The 17929-nt window shown below is 38.3% G+C and carries 15 protein-coding genes; 3 read left to right on the top strand and 12 right to left on the bottom strand.

Features of this window, described 5'->3' with window-relative positions:
• Positions 1–46: 46 nt before the first annotated feature.
• Entirely contained in the window at positions 47–1258 is a 1212-nt protein-coding gene (locus tag F9B76_RS07615) for an MFS transporter (RefSeq protein ID WP_159991577.1), read from the bottom strand.
• Between the two features lie 161 nt (positions 1259–1419).
• Here F9B76_RS07615 and uvrA point away from each other — a divergent pair, with 161 nt between their 5' ends.
• The gene (gene uvrA, locus F9B76_RS07610; RefSeq protein ID WP_243140624.1) at positions 1420–4314 is read left to right on the top strand and encodes an excinuclease ABC subunit UvrA; all 2895 of its coding nucleotides are present in this window, start codon (positions 1420–1422) and stop codon (positions 4312–4314) included.
• Between the two features lie 41 nt (positions 4315–4355).
• Here the strand turns inward: uvrA and F9B76_RS07605 are convergent, their stop codons facing one another.
• From F9B76_RS07605 to F9B76_RS07585, 5 genes are all read right to left on the bottom strand, one after another.
• Positions 4356–4733, bottom strand: coding sequence for a hypothetical protein (locus F9B76_RS07605; RefSeq protein ID WP_159991576.1), 378 nt, complete (start codon positions 4731–4733; stop codon positions 4356–4358).
• Positions 4708–4899: a hypothetical protein gene (locus F9B76_RS07600; protein WP_159991575.1), complete on the bottom strand. Its 192-nt coding sequence runs from the start codon at positions 4897–4899 to the stop codon at positions 4708–4710. Before F9B76_RS07600 ends, F9B76_RS07605 begins: the two co-directional genes overlap by 26 nt.
• Positions 4900–5112: 213 nt before the next feature.
• Positions 5113–6234, bottom strand: a complete 1122-nt coding sequence (locus F9B76_RS07595) for a deoxyguanosinetriphosphate triphosphohydrolase (RefSeq protein ID WP_159991574.1) — start codon at positions 6232–6234, stop codon at positions 5113–5115.
• A gap of 11 nt (positions 6235–6245) precedes the next feature.
• On the bottom strand, positions 6246–7325 hold the full coding sequence (gene aroB / locus F9B76_RS07590) for a 3-dehydroquinate synthase (RefSeq protein ID WP_159991573.1): 1080 nt from the start codon (positions 7323–7325) through the stop codon (positions 6246–6248).
• Positions 7322–7873: a shikimate kinase gene (locus F9B76_RS07585; protein WP_159991572.1), complete on the bottom strand. Its 552-nt coding sequence runs from the start codon at positions 7871–7873 to the stop codon at positions 7322–7324. Before F9B76_RS07585 ends, aroB begins: the two co-directional genes overlap by 4 nt.
• Positions 7874–8343: 470 nt before the next feature.
• Between F9B76_RS07585 and F9B76_RS07580 the strand changes: the two genes are divergently transcribed.
• Complete coding sequence (locus tag F9B76_RS07580; RefSeq protein WP_159991571.1) at positions 8344–10812, top strand: penicillin-binding protein 1A; 2469 nt, start codon at positions 8344–8346, stop codon at positions 10810–10812.
• Positions 10813–11044: 232 nt separating this feature from the next.
• Here F9B76_RS07580 and lysA read toward each other — a convergent pair whose 3' ends face one another.
• Positions 11045–12331 carry a diaminopimelate decarboxylase gene (gene lysA / locus F9B76_RS07575; protein ID WP_159991570.1) on the bottom strand — a complete coding sequence of 429 codons (1287 nt, stop codon included), beginning with the start codon at positions 12329–12331 and terminating at the stop codon, positions 11045–11047.
• A gap of 31 nt (positions 12332–12362) precedes the next feature.
• Positions 12363–12575: a hypothetical protein gene (locus F9B76_RS07570; RefSeq protein WP_159991569.1), complete on the bottom strand. Its 213-nt coding sequence runs from the start codon at positions 12573–12575 to the stop codon at positions 12363–12365.
• A gap of 46 nt (positions 12576–12621) precedes the next feature.
• Between F9B76_RS07570 and cyaY the strand changes: the two genes are divergently transcribed.
• Positions 12622–12948, top strand: coding sequence for an iron donor protein CyaY (gene cyaY / locus F9B76_RS07565; protein ID WP_159991568.1), 327 nt, complete (start codon positions 12622–12624; stop codon positions 12946–12948).
• Between the two features lie 37 nt (positions 12949–12985).
• Here cyaY and F9B76_RS07560 read toward each other — a convergent pair whose 3' ends face one another.
• The 4 genes from F9B76_RS07560 to F9B76_RS07545 form a co-directional block, all read right to left on the bottom strand.
• Positions 12986–13255 (bottom strand): STAS-like domain-containing protein, encoded by a 270-nt coding sequence (locus F9B76_RS07560; protein WP_159991567.1) that lies wholly within the window; start codon positions 13253–13255, stop codon positions 12986–12988.
• A 66-nt stretch (positions 13256–13321) separates the two neighbouring features.
• Entirely contained in the window at positions 13322–14230 is a 909-nt protein-coding gene (locus tag F9B76_RS07555; RefSeq protein WP_159991566.1) for an STAS domain-containing protein, read from the bottom strand.
• Between the two features lie 170 nt (positions 14231–14400).
• Complete coding sequence (gene ccsB / locus F9B76_RS07550) at positions 14401–15744, bottom strand: c-type cytochrome biogenesis protein CcsB (protein WP_159991565.1); 1344 nt, start codon at positions 15742–15744, stop codon at positions 14401–14403.
• The gene (locus tag F9B76_RS07545; protein WP_243140623.1) at positions 15744–17843 is read right to left on the bottom strand and encodes a cytochrome c biogenesis protein ResB; all 2100 of its coding nucleotides are present in this window, start codon (positions 17841–17843) and stop codon (positions 15744–15746) included. Before F9B76_RS07545 ends, ccsB begins: the two co-directional genes overlap by 1 nt.
• Between the last annotated feature and the right edge of the window lie 86 nt (positions 17844–17929).

The following is a 17929-nucleotide window of genomic DNA, read 5'->3' as shown; positions in this document are numbered from 1 at the left end:
ATCATTGCACTTCTATTTTGAGTGTAAGGTATGCTCTACTTACTACCTATTGTGTTTTATACGTTATCCATAACCATATTAAGCATAACATTGCCGCTAAGAGGAAAACGGTATTAGCTGAAAAATACTGCACTAATAAGCCACCAACAGCCCCCCCTGTCGCTACGCCTAGGGCTTGGAACATATTGTATAAACCAAGGGCTAATCCTTTATGTTGTGGTGGTGTTGCACGTGAAATCATTGAGGGAATAAGGGCTTCTAAAATATTAAAAATCACAAAAAACACCCCTAGTGCCACAACGCTTGCCCAGAAAGAGGCACTCACAAACTGCCATACAAACAATAGCCCAACCAGTCCCCCCACACATAGTAGTAATCCTCGTATATGTTGTTTTCTGGTCTCTATCCAAAATACTGCTGGCACCATTAATACTAGGGCAATAACGATAACAGGAAGATAGACTTTCCATAAATCACCCAGGGGGATTTGACCTAGCTGTAATAATAAAGAGGGTAATACCACAAAAAGTGACATCAGCGTAAAATGTAGGCAAAATACGCCTGCATTTAAGCCAAAAAGCTGTCGATTTTTGAGAACTTCTTTGGCTTTAACATCGGCGATCACTTGCTGATGCATAGGAACGGTTGGTACAAAAAAAGTAGTGAGTAATAAACAGACAAAACCAAGTAAACTAATTACCCAAAAGAGTCCACTCAATCCAACACTATCTACTAATAAGGGGGATAAAACTAATGAAAGGGCAAAGGATAATCCAATTGATCCTCCTACCATTGCCATTGCTCTTGCTCTCACTTCTGGACGAGTAGCATCAGCAATCCATGCCGTAATAGCTGCCGATATAGCTCCTAATCCTTGAATGGCACGACCTATGATAATACCTGTTACAGAGTCTGTCATGGCACAAATGATACCACCGACAATAAACATCACCATACCTATCATAATGATGGGTCTGCGCCCAAATCGATCGGATAACATACCAAAAGGAATTTGCATCACGGCTTGTGTTAATCCGTAAACACCAATGGCAAAACCCACTAAAGCGGTATTATCCCCTCCCGATAACTGTTTAGCGGCATCCGCAAAAACGGGTGTTAATAGGAATAAACCCAACATTCTTACTGCAAAAAGTAATGCCAAATTTGCACTAATTTTTCTTTCTTGAGGGGTCAATGGCATACGTGCTTCTTGCTGATGTGTTGAGGTATGATCGGTATTATGTAAGGTATCAGACATATCCATATAAAAGCATAATCAATTAAGAATTTATTGTACCCCATATTGTGTATTGAGATTTCTTACTACCCTGAAAGCATAGGGTTTTATGTTTTATGAGCTGATGGGGTTTACCAGAAAGATTTACTCAGTTATAGTAATAGGTTGCTTATTCATTTTGTATGCCTACTGATATGACCGTTTTTCATGATCATGAACCCTCTCTTTCTTTACAAGAAGTTATCCGTATTCGAGGGGCAAGAACACATAATCTCAAAAATATTTCGATTGATATTCCTCGTCATCAACTAGTGGTTCTTACAGGACTATCTGGTTCAGGAAAATCTTCGCTTGCTTTTGACACACTCTATGCTGAGGGGCAACGCCGCTATGTAGAAAGTCTATCTGCGTATGCAAGGCAATTTTTACAACTCATGGATAAGCCGGATGTGGATTTAATTGAAGGGCTTTCACCCGCTATTGCGATTGAACAAAAAACAGCTGGACATAATCCTCGCTCCACAGTCGGTACAGTAACAGAAATTCATGACTATCTGCGTTTACTTTATGCTCGAGTTGGTACGCCGCATTGTCCTATTCATCAAGAGCCTTTAGAAGCACAAAGTGTCTCTCATATTGTAGATACCATTCTTGCTTTACCCGAAGATACGCGTATTAGTTTACTAGCGCCGATTATTCGTCATAAAAAAGGCAATATTGAAGATAAACTGATCCAACTACAAACACAAGGGTTTATCCGTGTCAGAATTAATGGTGAGATACAAGATATTGATACGGTAACACTGCCCAACCCTCAAGAAAAAAATACGATTGAAGTTGTTGTTGATCGCCTCAAGGTACGCACAAGTAACCGTCAACGTCTTGCAGATAGTATTGAAACGGCGATTAAACTCAGTGATGGACAAGTTCTTCTCTTTAATATGGATACAGAAGAAGAGATTGCCTATTCTACAAAATATGCCTGCCCTATTTGTGGCTACAGTATTGATACCTTAGAGCCTCGTCTATTTAGTTTTAATAATCCTGTAGGGGCTTGTCCTAGCTGTGATGGATTGGGGGTTACACAAGTTTTTGATGAGAAACGTATCGTTGTTTTTCCAGAGCTAAGTCTCAAGAGTGGTGCTATTGCAGGCTGGGATGCAAGAAATCGCTTTAGCCAAATGTTATTAAATAGTCTGGCATTACATTATCAGTTTGATATTGAAACACCTTTTAATGCACTGGACGAACGGATTCAGCATATCTTATTACATGGTTCTGGTGAAGAAGAAATTGATTTTTTATACTTAAACGATGATGGTCGTACCACGATAAAAAAACATACTTTTGAAGGAATTATCCCCAACCTAGAACGCCGTTGGTCAGAAAGTGAATCTACACATATTAAGGAAGAACTGGCGAAATATCGTTCAACGGTAATATGCCCTACTTGTCATGGTTCACGTTTAAAAGAAGCTGCTCGCTATGTCATGGTAGGCAATGATATACGTCCTAATGACAAGAAAAAAGGACTAGGGATTTATGAGGTAGAAGCCTTATCACTATCCGATTGTTTAGCATGGTTTGAACAACTAACACTCACTGGTACTAAACAAGAGATTGCCGAAAGGATTGTAAAAGAAATTCAATCTCGATTGGTTTTTCTGAATAATGTGGGTCTTAATTACTTATCACTCGATCGAAGTGCCGATACCATTTCAGGAGGAGAGGCACAACGCATACGGTTAGCCTCACAAATTGGTTCTGGTTTAACAGGTGTGATGTATGTGCTTGATGAACCTTCTATTGGTTTACACCAACGGGATAATGATCGATTAATTCAAACGTTACAACATTTACGCGATTTAGGAAACAGTGTTATTGTTGTAGAGCATGATGAAGATATGATTCGATCCGCCGATTGGGTGATTGATATGGGCCCCGGTGCCGGTGAGCTAGGCGGAGAGGTTATTGCGACAGGAACGGCTAAGGCGTTGATGCAACAAAAACACTCTTTAACGGGCAATTATCTTAGTGGACGTAAACGGATTCAATCCACTCATTTTCGTCCTATTGATGAGCATACTAAATGGTTACATCTTAAAGGTTGTACAGGGAATAATCTTAAATCGGTTGATTTAGCCATTCCTCTTGGTAAATTAGTGTGTGTTACAGGGGTATCTGGTTCAGGGAAATCTACGCTTATTAATGAAACCCTTGCGGCAATTCTTATGAGAGATTTAAATCGTGCCCATACTGAACCTGCCCCTTATGAAAGCATTGAAGGTATTGAGGTATTAGATAAACTTATCAATGTCGATCAAAGTCCTATTGGTCGTACACCTCGTAGTAATCCTGCTACTTACACAGGCTTATTTACTCCTATTCGTGAGCTATTTGCAGGTACACCAGAAGCCAGAGCAAGGGGCTATGATGCAGGGCGATTTTCTTTTAATGTAAAAGGGGGACGGTGTGAAATTTGCCAAGGTGATGGCGTCATCAAGGTAGAAATGCACTTTTTACCCGATGTGTATGTCCCTTGTGATACGTGCAAAGGAAAACGCTACAACCAAGAAACATTAGATATACGCTATCGAGGGCATAATATCAGTGAGGTACTGGATATGACCGTTAGTACTGCCCTGACTTATTTTTCTGCCGTACCAGCTATTGCTCGCCGTTTACAAACCCTTGTTGATGTTGGTTTAGGCTATATTCGACTTGGTCAAAGTGCTACAACCCTATCTGGTGGTGAGGCACAACGTATTAAGTTATCGTTAGAATTGTCAAAACGAAGTACAGGCAAAACACTCTATATTCTTGACGAACCCACAACAGGGTTACATTTTGCGGATATTGAGTTACTCCTTCAAGTGATTAATCAATTGGTTGATGCAGGTAATTCGGTGGTTATTATTGAGCATAATTTAGATGTTATCAAAACCGCAGATTGGATCATTGATTTAGGCCCTGAAGGGGGGCAAAATGGCGGACAAATTATAGCAACAGGTATACCTGCTGATATTGTCAAAAACCCTCAGAGTTTGACAGGAAAATATTTGGAGAAGTATTTGTAGTAATATGGTTAGGTGGGCGATTATAAAGATAAGCTACATTTTTATTTGTTACGTCTTAAAAATGCAACAGCCAAAGATCCTAACCCTACTACAGCAATAGCAATACCCAATTTGCTATTACCTTGTTGTGCAGCATAAATCGAACCATAGATGCTTCCACCGCCAATAATAGTAGCTAAAGCTAGTGCTCCTATACGCTCTACAAAAGTAAAAGAGTTTATGCGTTTTGCTTCTTTTCTTCGAAACTCAGCTTCTTTACTTGTCTGTTCAATAATAAAATCGACTATATCAGGACGAAACTGATGCAAACGTTCCAGTGCATTAACATCCAGAACAGGGCTATCTGTTTGGCTGTGTGATAAGCTAATTTCATCTCCCAATGTACTTTTAGCTTTAACGTGAGTACTCTTTGTAGCCATATTTCTTAATATTATCGTTTAAAGATTTCACTACTGTTTTTGCATCATTTCGTAAATTACTCTTATCTATTACAAAACCATCTTTTAGAGAACGGTAGTTTGAAGCAGCTAAAAGAACACTGGGAACAATTTGTAAACTTGTTGTCAAGCGACTAAGAAATTTCATTCTATTTCCTTTACTCTGTAAAGTAAGTTATCTGTTTAGTTTAGCAAATACGGTATAAATATTCAAACTAATACATACGATTAAGATTAATACATAGCCTCTTATTCATTATCTTTTATACTCAATAAATACCCTACTTACGCCATTACGGAATACTTACTATATTTTTTGCAATAAACCAACTTATATCTCATCTATGAACAAATAATTACTTCACATTTCAAATAAATTCCGATATTCTCGTATCGCAAATCTATCTGTCATACCAGCAATATAATCGGCAATTGCTCTTTTTTGTTCGATATCATCTTCTCGGCGGTAATCTGTTGGCAATAGTTTAGGGTTTAACAAAAAGGCTTCAAACAAGGAACGAATAATCATTGATGCTTTAGCCGACATTCTCATCACTTTATAATGGCGATATAGGTTATCCATTAAGAATTTTTTAAGTTCTCGCTCTTGTTCTTTTACTGCCGCTGAAAAAGCGACTAGCATAGGGGCATGATGCACATCTTCTATCGTACGCACTTGATATTGCTGAATATTCGCTAATGTTGTCTGTGTTAAATCCACAATAAGGGTATTAATCATTCGGCGAATGGTTTCAGAAATTACCCGACGACCGTATAAATCAGGGTGCTGCCAAAGCACTCTTTCATAATGTTCATTAAAAATAGGGACTTCTCGCAACTGCTCAATCGTAATTAAGCCTGAACGTAAACCATCATCTATATCATGGTTGTTATAGGCAATCCCATCCGCTAGATTGGTTAATTGTGCTTCTAAGCTAGGCTGCTTTTTATCAATAAAGCGTTGCGCCACTTCACCTAACTGTTTGGCATGATGAATAGAGCAATGTTTAAGGATACCTGCCCTTGTCTCAAAAGTAAGATTTAGTCCATTAAAATCTGCATAACGTTCTTCCAGCTCATCTACAATTCTCAAACTTTGTAGGTTATGCTCAAAACCTCCAATAGTAGGGGCATAATCACGCATACATTCATTAAGAACATCCTGACCTGCATGACCAAATGGGGTATGACCTAAATCATGTGCCAATGCAATGGCTTCAACCAAATCCTCATTTAAAGATAAATTCCGTGCAATAGCCCGTCCAATCTGTGCTACCTCTAAGCTATGTGTTAAGCGTGTGCGGAACAAATCCCCTTCATGATTTACAAATACCTGTGTTTTATATTCTAATCGGCGAAAGGCACTGCAATGAATAATACGGTCTCTATCTCGCTGATAAGGCCCCCTATTGGGATCAGATGGTTCAGGATATACTCTTCCCTTACTGGCTTCATTGTGGCTAGCATAGCTGGCTAATGTCATATTCCCTCTTTCTATCGTTCAACGGTGCGGGCTAATACTGCCTCTATCGCATCAATCGGTGCGGTGCTAATAGTCGCCTCACCGATACGATTAAGTAATACAAACTTAATCTGACCTGCTTCTGATTTTTTATCTACTTGCATTAAACTTATCCATTTATCCATACCAAGATCTGGGGCAATTGTTGGACAACCAATCGCTTTCACCAAAGCACGGATACGTTCAACCGATTCTCTCGGAAAACCCAGTAGTTGAGCCGATAATTCTGCTGCTTGTACCATACCACAACCCACCGCTTCACCATGCAACCATGTACCGTAGCCAAGTGCTGTTTCAATGGCATGACCAAAGGTATGCCCTAGATTAAGAATCGCTCGTAATCCTGATTCTTTTTCATCTTGTTCTACCACATAGGCTTTTAATTCACAAGAACGCTGAATCGCATAGCTTATTATCTCTGGTGCTAAGGCACGCAATTGTTCAACATGACGCTCACACCAAGCAAAAAAATCAGCATCCATAATCATGCCATATTTAATTACTTCTGCTAGCCCTGCACTCACTTCTCGAGAGGGTAATGTGTGAAGTACATCAATATCAATATCTACTGCAATGGGTTGATAAAACGCACCAATCATATTTTTACCCAGAGGGTGGTTCACCGCTGTTTTTCCTCCTACCGAAGAATCCACCTGCGCTAATAGGGTGGTAGGTACTTGGATAAAACGAATCCCTCGCATATAGCTCGCCGCCGCATAACCTGCCATATCCCCTATTACACCACCCCCTAGGGCTATTATCACTGCTTTACGATCAACCTTATGACGTAATAAAAAGGTATAAATGGTATTAAGCGTTTCTAGGGTTTTAAAGGATTCTCCATCAGGTAACACCAATGTATATATGGGCTTATGAATCCCTTGCAATGATTGTTGCACCTGTTCACCATACAGTGGCATCACGGTTGTATTACTGATGATCACTACACTACTGGCATTTTCAGGTACAGATGTCGCTATCTGTTGAAGCATTTTAGGGGCAATACGGATAGGATAGTTGCCCCCTAGTGTATTAACATTGACAAGACTCATGTATTCTCCTGTAAAGCAATAATAGCTTTTTTTAATTTCTTTACTGTTGCATAAATCGTTTGATTACCTGTTTCTACCGTAATATCGGCTAGTTTTTCATAAATAGGGCTACGCACAGCAAGTAATTGTTTCACTTTATCCTGTGGATTCTCGGTTTTAAGTAAAGGGCGATTACTGTCTTTTGCAATCCGACAAAAGAGTTCATCTGCAGAGGCTTTAAGGTAAACGACCAATCCTTTTTTGAGTAAGGCTTGATTCTCTGTGGCTAAAATAGCGCCACCTCCTGTTGCTAAAACAATATTTTTTTGTTGTATCACTTCCGCTAAAACCGCCGTTTCACGCTTACGAAATCCGTCCTCTCCCTCAATATCAAAGATGGTGGGGATAGCCACACCGCATCGTTGAACAATTTCATGGTCTAAATCAATAAACTCAATATTCAATTCTCTTGCTAGCGCTCGTCCTATCGTTGTTTTGCCTGCTCCCATCATACCGATAAAAATAATTAATGGGGGATATATTTGTTCATTTACTGCTGTTTTTGTCATGGATAAATATAAAAATGGTATATAGAAAGAAATATTACCATTAGGCGTATCTTTTCTTAGGTAAATATACCTAATCACCAAAAAAATCTTTGCTTTTAAAGGTAAATAACACATTCAATACCCTGACCCTATTATGTCTGATGAAAATAACAGGGACTCAATGTGTAAAAATAAACACCCAAAATAGGACTTTAATTCTTTCGCTTTATTACAAAAAAATGACTGACACATCAATATCTTTTCATATAATTACTTATGATCAATACATAGATAACACTTGTATAACAGCAACTATACTACCTCTCGTCTACGATGATTGTTTTAAGAAAGTTGAATTTTATACTTTTTTGAATTTTGTATAGAGACGCAATCACCCATCCATTTTCCACTAAACTCGGGTAAAATCCCTATAAATGTACTAGGATACACTAGGATGTCTTTTTTCTTTTTCATGAGATGCATTCCAAAGCATGAATACTAAAACACCCAAAAAACAGCAAAGCTCTATTTTTAGTCGATTTATCCTAAAACCACTTGTTTTTCTCTGTGGCATAGGGGTTTGCTTACTTTTACTGGGTATTCTCGCCATTCGCTTAACATGGTCTTCTCTGCCTGACCTTAAAGCAATGACGGAATATCGCCCTCGTTTACCCCTCTATATTTATTCCGCTGACAAGGTGTTACTCGCCGAATATGGTGATGAACGCCGTAATGTACTTAATTTACAAGAAATTCCCTTGGTTATGCGTCATGCTATTTTGGCAGCAGAAGATGATAGTTTTTATACGCATGGGGGGGTTGATTGGGCTGGTGTCGGTCGAGCAGCACTCGTTAATCTCACCTCTGGTGCTAAAGCACAGGGGGCAAGTACCATTACCATGCAATTAGCGCGTAATTTTTACCTCTCTTCGGATAAAAAATTTACACGTAAATTCTATGAGTTATTATTAACCTATAAAATTGAGGAAAAACTCTCTAAAGACCAGATTCTTGAGCTCTACATGAACCAAATCTATCTGGGACATCGTTCTTATGGTTTTGCGGCAGCAGCTCGCCGTTATTTTGGGAAACCCCTATCAGAGATTTCTATTGCAGAAGCGGCAGCATTAGCTGGTATTCCTAAATCACCCTCTCGCGTTAATCCGATTACAAATTTAGATGCCACTATTAATCGTCAGCATTACGTCTTAAACCGTATGCTTGCCTTAAAATTTATCACGCAAGAGCAATACGAACAAGCAAAAGCCGAAAAACTCATCGTTCAAAGCACTAAAAAGGATGATAAAGAAGCACGTACCGCACGCCATGGGCAATATGTGGCAGAGCTAGCACGTCAGCTGATGTACACTCAATACGGTGATAGTCTTTATGGTCGTGGTCTCAAGGTATATACCACTGTTCGTTCTGATGAACAACAAGCCGCTTATGAAGCCGTACGTCAAGGCTTACTCTCTTACACTCGCCGTAAACCCTATACAGGGCCAGCCGAACAGCTTGATTTACCTGAAGGCATGGAAAATGATCGCTCAAAAATGATTGCTTTCCTACAAGCCATGCAAGAAAAACACCCTGATAGTGATGATATTCTTGCAGTGGTTGTCCTATCCGCCAGTAAAGATAAGGTTGTTGTGATGCGAAGCCCTGATGAAGTGATTGAATTAACAGGAACATCACTAAACAATGCTAAGCGTTCACTTGTCGATAAGGTAAGCCCTTCTCGCAAGATCAAGCGTGGCTCTGTTATCTATATTGAAAAACTCAACAATCAATGGAGTATTATTAACCTTCCACTGGTACAAGCCGCATTAATTGCTCTTAATCCACAAGACGGTGCTATCAAGGCAATGATTGGTGGTTTTGATTTTTATTTAGGTGATTTTAATCGTGTTACGCAAGCATGGCGACAACCGGGTTCTACATTTAAACCTTTTGTCTATGCCTCTGGTTTAGAACGTGGTCTTACACCTGAAACACAGATTTCTGATAGACCCTTTGTACTACCTGCTAAATACGCTGGTGGCAAGGCATGGACACCCAAAAACTATGGTAATAGTTATGTGGATAGCCTAACACTACGTCAAGGTTTATACAAATCTAAAAATATGGTCTCTATCCGCATTTTAGAAGCAGTAGGCCCTGATTATGCCGCCAATTTTATTGAGCGATTAGGCTTTGATATGAAGCGTCAACCACCTAAAGGGGCTTATCTTACTATGGCTTTAGGGGCTGGCAATGTTACCCCTCTCCAGATGGCATCTGCTTATGCTGTTTTTGCGAATGGTGGATATCGTGTGAATCCCTATATTATTGACTATGTCGAAGACATCAATATCCAAGAAGGAAGCCGTGCTACGGTAATGAAAGCGAATCCCTTAAAAGCAGGTGATGAGAAAAACCGTGTCATTGATGCCCGTACTGCCTATGTAATGAATGATTTATTGCGTGGTGTAGCTCGTTCAGGTACGGCTGCCTCTGCCTCAAAAGCGCTTGGTCGCTCAGATATTGCTGGGAAAACCGGGACGACTAATCGCTCTGTTGATGCATGGTTTGCAGGCTATACACCTAAATTAGTGGCTGTTACATGGTTAGGATTTGATCAGCCTACCTCTTTAGGGGATCGTGAAACAGGCGGTGGTGCCGCTATGCCGATCTGGATAAATTTTATGCGAAAAGCCCTTAAAGATATTCCTGTTACCCCTCAAGGTAAAATGCCAGAGGGACTTAGCAAGGTAGGGGATAATTTCTACTATAAAGAATTCCCTGCTGGAAAGGCTATTCGCACAGTTGGTACTGCAGGGGTCAGCAGTAGTAGTCCCTCAACAGGTGGTCAAGCTAAGGTTTTTGAGTTAAATACCTCTTCTGATGATATCGGGAATTTAATAAAAACGTTGAACCCTAGTCAATCTCCCTCACCTAGTGGGCCTCCTGTACGGTTCTAAAAAAAGAGATGATGTAGAAATATTATTTTACTAAACACGTCTGAAAATAAAGCCTTCTTTCTTCTATAAGAGAGAAGGCTTTTTAATATCGCATCATAAAGGGTGATGATATTTTACCTACAACAAAAACGATGATTAAATCCATCAAGGAAGCCGTAACAATGTATCATTAAGACTAGCCCCTTTAAAATAGGTAAAAATATATCCCTCTATCAGATGAAAACCAAAAATATTATTCCACGATATGTTCTAAGGCAACAAGCTGTGCTAAAGTTTCTCTTTCTCGGATAAGATAGGACTGCTCACCATCAACTAATATTTCTGCCGCTCTGGGGCGTGTATTGTATTGGCTCGCCATAGAAAACCCATACGCACCTGTTGATTCAACGACTAAATAATCACCTGATTGAATAGCTAATTCTCGCTGTTTGGCTAACCAGTCCCCTGTTTCACAAATAGGCCCAACAATATCATAGGTTTGCTTAGGGATATCTTGAATAAGCACTGGTAAAACACCATGATAGGCATCATATAACGTAGGACGGATTAAGTCATTCATAGCCGCATCAACAATGGCAAAACAACGTGCTTCTGTAGGTTTAATAAACTGCACTTGTGTGAGTAACACCCCCGTATTACCAACAAGAGAGCGTCCTGGCTCTAAAACAAGTTGTAAATTATCAAATCCTGCTTTATGCAATTTATCTTTAATTTGTCTTACCATTTCTAATGGTTCAACCACTTCCTCATCCAAATAGCGAATACCCAAACCACCGCCCATATCAATATGGCTTAATGCAATACCCTTTTCTTTAAGCTGTTGTAATAAGGCAATCACCTTATCCGCCGCATCGACAAAGGGCGCAACCTCTGTAATTTGAGATCCAATATGGCAATCCACCCCTTTAATTTCGAGGAAGGGATTATCCAATGCTTTTTGATATATCGCTGCTGCTACATTAATATCAATACCAAATTTATTTTCTTTTAGTCCAGTTGAGATATAGGGATGAGTTTTTGCATCAACATCAGGATTTACACGCAACGAAATCGGCGCTTTTTTTCCTAATCGTTGTGCTACTTGAGCAATTAAATCAAGTTCTGGAATAGACTCAACATTAAAACACTTAATGCCCGCATCTAAGGCAGCCTCTATTTCCCAGACTTGTTTTGCTACCCCAGAAAAAATAACTTTTGCAGGATCGCCTCCTGCTTTTAGTACACGAAAAAGCTCTCCACCAGAGACCAAATCAAAACCTGCCCCTAACTTGGCAAATAGGTTTAGAATGGCTAAATTTGAATTTGCCTTTACGGCATAGCAAATCAACGTATTAGGGTAAGTATCAATCACTTTTTGGTAAGTATGCCATTGATGTACTAAGGCAGCTTTAGAGTACACAAAAAGCGGCGTACCATATTGTTGAGCTAATGCTTTTATTGAACAATTTTCTACAAACAGTTGATTTTGGTGGTAGTGAAAAAAAGGGCTAGCTACGGGTATGGGTAAAGTAGTCATCATAAAAAGAACAGGATAAAATAAGGGTTATCATTTATTGGGCGACAGATGATGGTTTCTTCTGTGTTTGGTTTGCTTCTTGCTGTGCTTTCTTAGCTTGTTTACGTGCTTTAATACGTGCTTCTTTTTCAGCCAGCTCTTGACGTTGTGCCTCTGTTGGATAGTAAACTGGCGCTTTATATCCACAAGCCGAAATACCAATACTCATTAAAATGAGCGTTACAATAAGCTTATGTCGGTGTATCATTATATTCACCTTTGCCTTAATTCCTAATTAATGAAAGAGTTTTATTATGACAGAAACAGAATTCCTTGTCCGTGCAGATAAGATTTTACGCCATATTCAAGAAAAAGCCGATTATTGGTTTGAAGAAAAAGATATTGACGTTGATGCAAAACGTGAGGGTTATGTCCTTACCTTAATTTTTAATGCTAAATTTCATGTGGTGATTAATGCACAGACACCCCTACAAGAAATGTGGTTAGCCGCACCAAGCGGTGCTTTTCATTATCGTCTCCAAGAGGAACAATGGGTTAATACTCGAGAAGAAGGACCTACACTCAATGAGCAAGTAGCAATACTCTGTTCAGGATTAGCAGGGCAGGTTTTAACGATTTAAATTATGTTATCAAAACTCATCTGATCAATACTTATTATCAGGCAAGTGGCTGTTTTGGCTCACTTACCATAGGTATTATTAGTTGCTTTTCAGTCGCACTTTTGAATCTATCTTTAATCATTGTATTAATTTGAGAATTTGTATTTTCAAAAAACAATGACTCTTTAATTGTTTTAAACGAAAAATGGTGTAGTAAGGGTAATAATGCTGTATTCACAAAAGAACTTGGCAGACTATCTACACCATCAAAAGAGACTATTACTTGCTCACCTTGTTCTAAATAAGGGTGAATAATATGGAATAGCAAGAATCCATCCTCGTTCGTAAGGAATCGATTTATATGATTTTTAGCAATAATCCTGATCATTTCTCTTTACCAAGAAAACTCTTGAACCTCATCTAATTGTATCCTATCAATAGGATATTCCATAATAATCATTGTTCCCGGGAAAATATTATTCTCTCTTTCTATTTGAGGTAATTGAATCACTTTCCCCTCATAAAATCTTGCAGAGAAAGCACCCTTGAGAGAATAAATAGTCAATGCACCTTTGTTAGCAATTACTTTATTTTTTAATAATATATCAAGTCCAGCACCCATATTATTAGGAGTGCTTTTTGTAGTATATCCATTCTCACATGCCTTTTCAATAGCTTGACTATCCGTTAATGTAGGATTTAAATTAATAATTTTTGATGGAATACCTATTCCAAAATCTGAAATACATAATTTAAAAATCCGTTGTTGTGCATCATAATAGCCACAATAACAAGCTATTTTACTGAATGAATGATCATTAATATTATTAAAGATTTCCTGTAGTGCTGTTTGAATAGAACTTAATTGATATGAGCAAAGATTTTTTTGTTGTGTTTCTTTTTCTAAACAGTCTAAAAACCAAGGAACTATTCTATATGATAGATGTTTAACAACTTCCTCAGTACGGACTACTTCTATTGCAAGTATATGCCATTTTTTAAAAAATAGATTATCTGTCTTTATGTAGCGTTTTATAAATCCACTTTCTTCCAGTAACCTAGTAATATTTTCTTTATCATAAGAAAAATTAACTTGAATATTATATAGTCTCACCCATTCAATCAAATTAGATAACGCTGTTATCCCAATAATATCTATAGTTTTCAAAGAAGTTAAATCAATATTTAGAAGAACAATATCTTCTAAAAAGTTATTTTTAGAAAGTATTTTAGAGATACTTTTATATATTGTTTTTTCTGTAAAAAACGCTGGAATATGAATATTAATAAATTTTTTAGGCATAAGGAATATATAGTTTTTGGGATATCATGTTATTTTTAGTTTAGCAAGTGTTACTCAATATTTAAATAGTGTAATATCAAGGTAGGATAAAACTGACCTACTGCTAAACCAACAAAAAAGCAGATGCTATTCACATCTGCTTTTATTCACTCTATATTTCTGACTAAAACCTATAATTCCCCGTAAGAATGTAATCCTGAGAGAAAAATATTAACACCAATAAAAGCAAAGGTCGTAATCACTAAACCCGCTAAAGCCCAGTAAGCCGCTACGACACCTCGCATTCCTTTCATCAAGCGTAAATGCAACCAAGCCGCATAATTTAGCCATACCACTAATGCCCATGTTTCTTTAGGGTCCCATTGCCAGTACGTTCCCCACGCATCTGCCGCCCATAATGCCCCTAATACAGTCGCCACCGTAAAGAAAGCAAACCCTACTGCAATCGCGCGGTACATCATATCGTCTAAGACTTCAAAAGAGGGAAGTTTTTCAGCAATCCGCTTACGCATCATTAGGATTAAAGCAACAAGGATAATACTAATCCCAAAATACACTAACCAAAACCCTGAAAACTCCGCACTGGGTCGCACTTGTTGTCCACCAAAGATAAATACTTCTGCCACTAATGCCGCACCAATCAGTAGTAAGGGGGTCATCGGTAACCAAGCGTTTGTATTACCATGATGTTTCACCAGATAGGCAAATCCCACCATAGCCGATAAGGCAAATGTACCATAGCCTACAAAATTAGCAGGAACGTGTAATTTCATCCACCAGCTATTTAGTGCATTATTTAACGGTGTAATGGTTGCCGCATCACGCTCAAAGGTGTACCACATCAAAAAGATAATTGCCGAAGTAATCACCAATAAAACAAATCCACCTAATGCTCGGGTGTTATATCGCTTTTCATAATAAAGATAGAACAAAGCCGTTAATAAGCAGAAAAGGACAAACACTTCATATAAATTACTGACTGGAATATGCCCCATATCGGATGCAATAAGATGCCCCTCACGCCAACGAACCAACAGCCCAACAAAACCAAAAACAACCCCAGCCCATGTAAATATTGTCCCCATCCAATCTACTTTTGGATAGAAATACGATACCCAATAGACAATCGTTGCCATAAACATTAAGGCACTCATCCATAAAATAGCAGATTGTGAAGAGATGAGATACTTTAATAAAAACTTCTCTTGAGCATGACTAAGATTCCCATCATATAAACCTATCGCCAATAATGCGATTAAGAAAACCGCTATACTTAATGTGCGTAATGGTCGCCATAACCACCCTAACCAAGTGAGAAAGAAAGTCGTGGCAATGAGAATCCATTTTTCATAACTATCCATTGATTGAGACCAAGTTCTTAAAATATAGATAGCCGCTGCCATCAATACGGCAAAAAAAGCAGCATCTGTCCAATTAAGACGTTTTTTCTCAGATTTATTTTCTACCCACTTATCGGATGGCACTGAAGGATTGGTTAATTGAGAAGACATCATCACTCTTTCCTTGCTAATTCGCTAAAGTCTTGCTGAAACTGTGTAAACTCTCGTTGGAAATCAAGCGTACGTTTAACAGAAGTCATTGCCCCTTTAATTTCACTACCATTATCTAGTGGGGTCAACCAAATCCAGAGACGTCGCTCACGAATATAAAACATTTGGAAAATACCAATAATCAAAAAGAGACAGCCTAAATACACAATCCATTTACCGGGAGATCGTGTTGCTTGTAAGACAGTCGCTTGAATATGCTCAAAACTATTAAGTTGCAATATCATCGGAGCAGGATAAAAAGTCATATCCGATAAAGCCCGAATCGCACTATCAAACCATAAAGCCTGTTGCTCTGCATCACTTTGATTGACATAACTAAGTGCAGGTAAACCAATCGTCTGGCGAGCCATATTGCGTAAATCAATCGCTGAAAAGATTAAATAATCACGAAGGATACTTTTCATAGGAGCGCGTAATGCTTCTGGTACACGTTCTGCTTCAGGGATACCTTTCCCTTCAATATAATCATCTAAACCTTTAAAACCATTATTAGCAAAAATTTCTAATGCCATTGATGCCAATACTACGATATTTTGTTTATCTATCCGTGGATCTTCTTCTAGCTTATCCGCATAAGCCTGTGCCGCTTGACGGCGCATTTCAGGATTTTCAAAAGCGGCTTTTAAGGCTAAAAACTCTTGCATGGTGCCTTTTTCATCCGCAGGAATTCTTGCATAGCTAAACCCAGCATCCGTCGGTAATTTCATACCAATCAAAAAGACTAAACGTCCATCTAATTGGACAGGAAGCATATAGTTTTGATATTGTACAGACTGATTACTTTCATCCGTCAGCGTATATTGAAAAAGAGGCCCTACATTTACACTATCATTTGCCACTTTGCTGGCAGCACTCCCCGTTACCGCTAAAATTTGATGTTCAAAATCTTTAGGCTGTGCACTACCTGCATTAGATAGGTTCTCAACATTAATCGGTCTAAAATCATTTATTGTCAGTTGATATGTTTGTTCCACATCATTTAGGGTTGTTTTTAATTCAGTGGTTTCTCCAACTTTTGTTTTGATGGTTTGCGTTTCAGTATTTTTCCCTTTGATTGGATAAAGGGTTAAATCTAACTTAGAGCCTCCATCATGAAAACTGGATTGATATAGGGTAATTCCATGCAATTGGTATGGGTGATTTACTTCAATAATTTTATTTTCTTTTTTACCTGTTGCAAAATCTGTAATCGTTACATCACTGGCAAACCGTTTTGGCATACCATTGGTTTCGTAATATTCAATAATAAAACGATTAAGATGAATATCAAAAGGTAGATTTTGTAAATAACGATCATCACTCAATAATAACAGGGCATGATTCGCATTTTCTCCCTCACTCACTGAGATATTGCCTCTAAAACTGATATTACTTACACCAAATTTGGACTGTTCAGGTACATCTGACATATAGCGTGCGGTTGGAGGGATAGGAGCTTTATCACCCATCCATAATTGCAAGCGATTTGGTAACTCACTATCCAATAAACCACCAATACAGATAGTTACAATAGCAAGATGCGCAAAAATATACCCCAAACGATTACTGCTACCTTTCTTCGCCGCAATGGTCAGTGTATTATCAACTTCTTTTTCTTTGAATACATAACCATGCTTTTTAAGCCATACCTGTATCATAGGTTTGGCTTGTTCAGCAGAATAATCTGTTTGAAGAGATAATTTATGAGAAAAGGCTCTAAAACTACCTTGACGAATATGCTCTTTAAACGAACGCATATCTTTAATAATTTTAGGCACATTACGAACAAGGCAAAAACTGGTAGAAATCACCAAAAATCCCATTACCAGTAAAAACCACCATGTGTTATAAATCTGATTAATACTAAATTTGCTAAATACCTGATACCAGTATGTACCAAATCTATCAATATAAAAAATCTCTTCTCGGTTTTGTTCTATCAGTGTGCCAACCGCACTGGCAATACAAATAACGACTAAAAGAGCAATTGCGAATCGCATTGAGCTAAAAAGTTCAAATAGTTCTGTCCGCCAATGTCGATGATTTTGTTGTGCTTTTCCCATACATTTCGCAAATAAAAGGGACACCACCTGTGGCATCCCTTTGATTAAATTTCAATTTTATAATGGCTACTATTCACGCTAAAAAA

It is taken from the genome of Pelistega ratti (assembly GCF_009833965.1).
GTDB lineage: Bacteria > Pseudomonadota > Gammaproteobacteria > Burkholderiales > Burkholderiaceae_B > Taylorella > Taylorella ratti.
The sequence above is the reverse complement of the archived record's forward strand: the minus strand, read 5'-3'. Positions and strand labels throughout refer to the sequence as shown.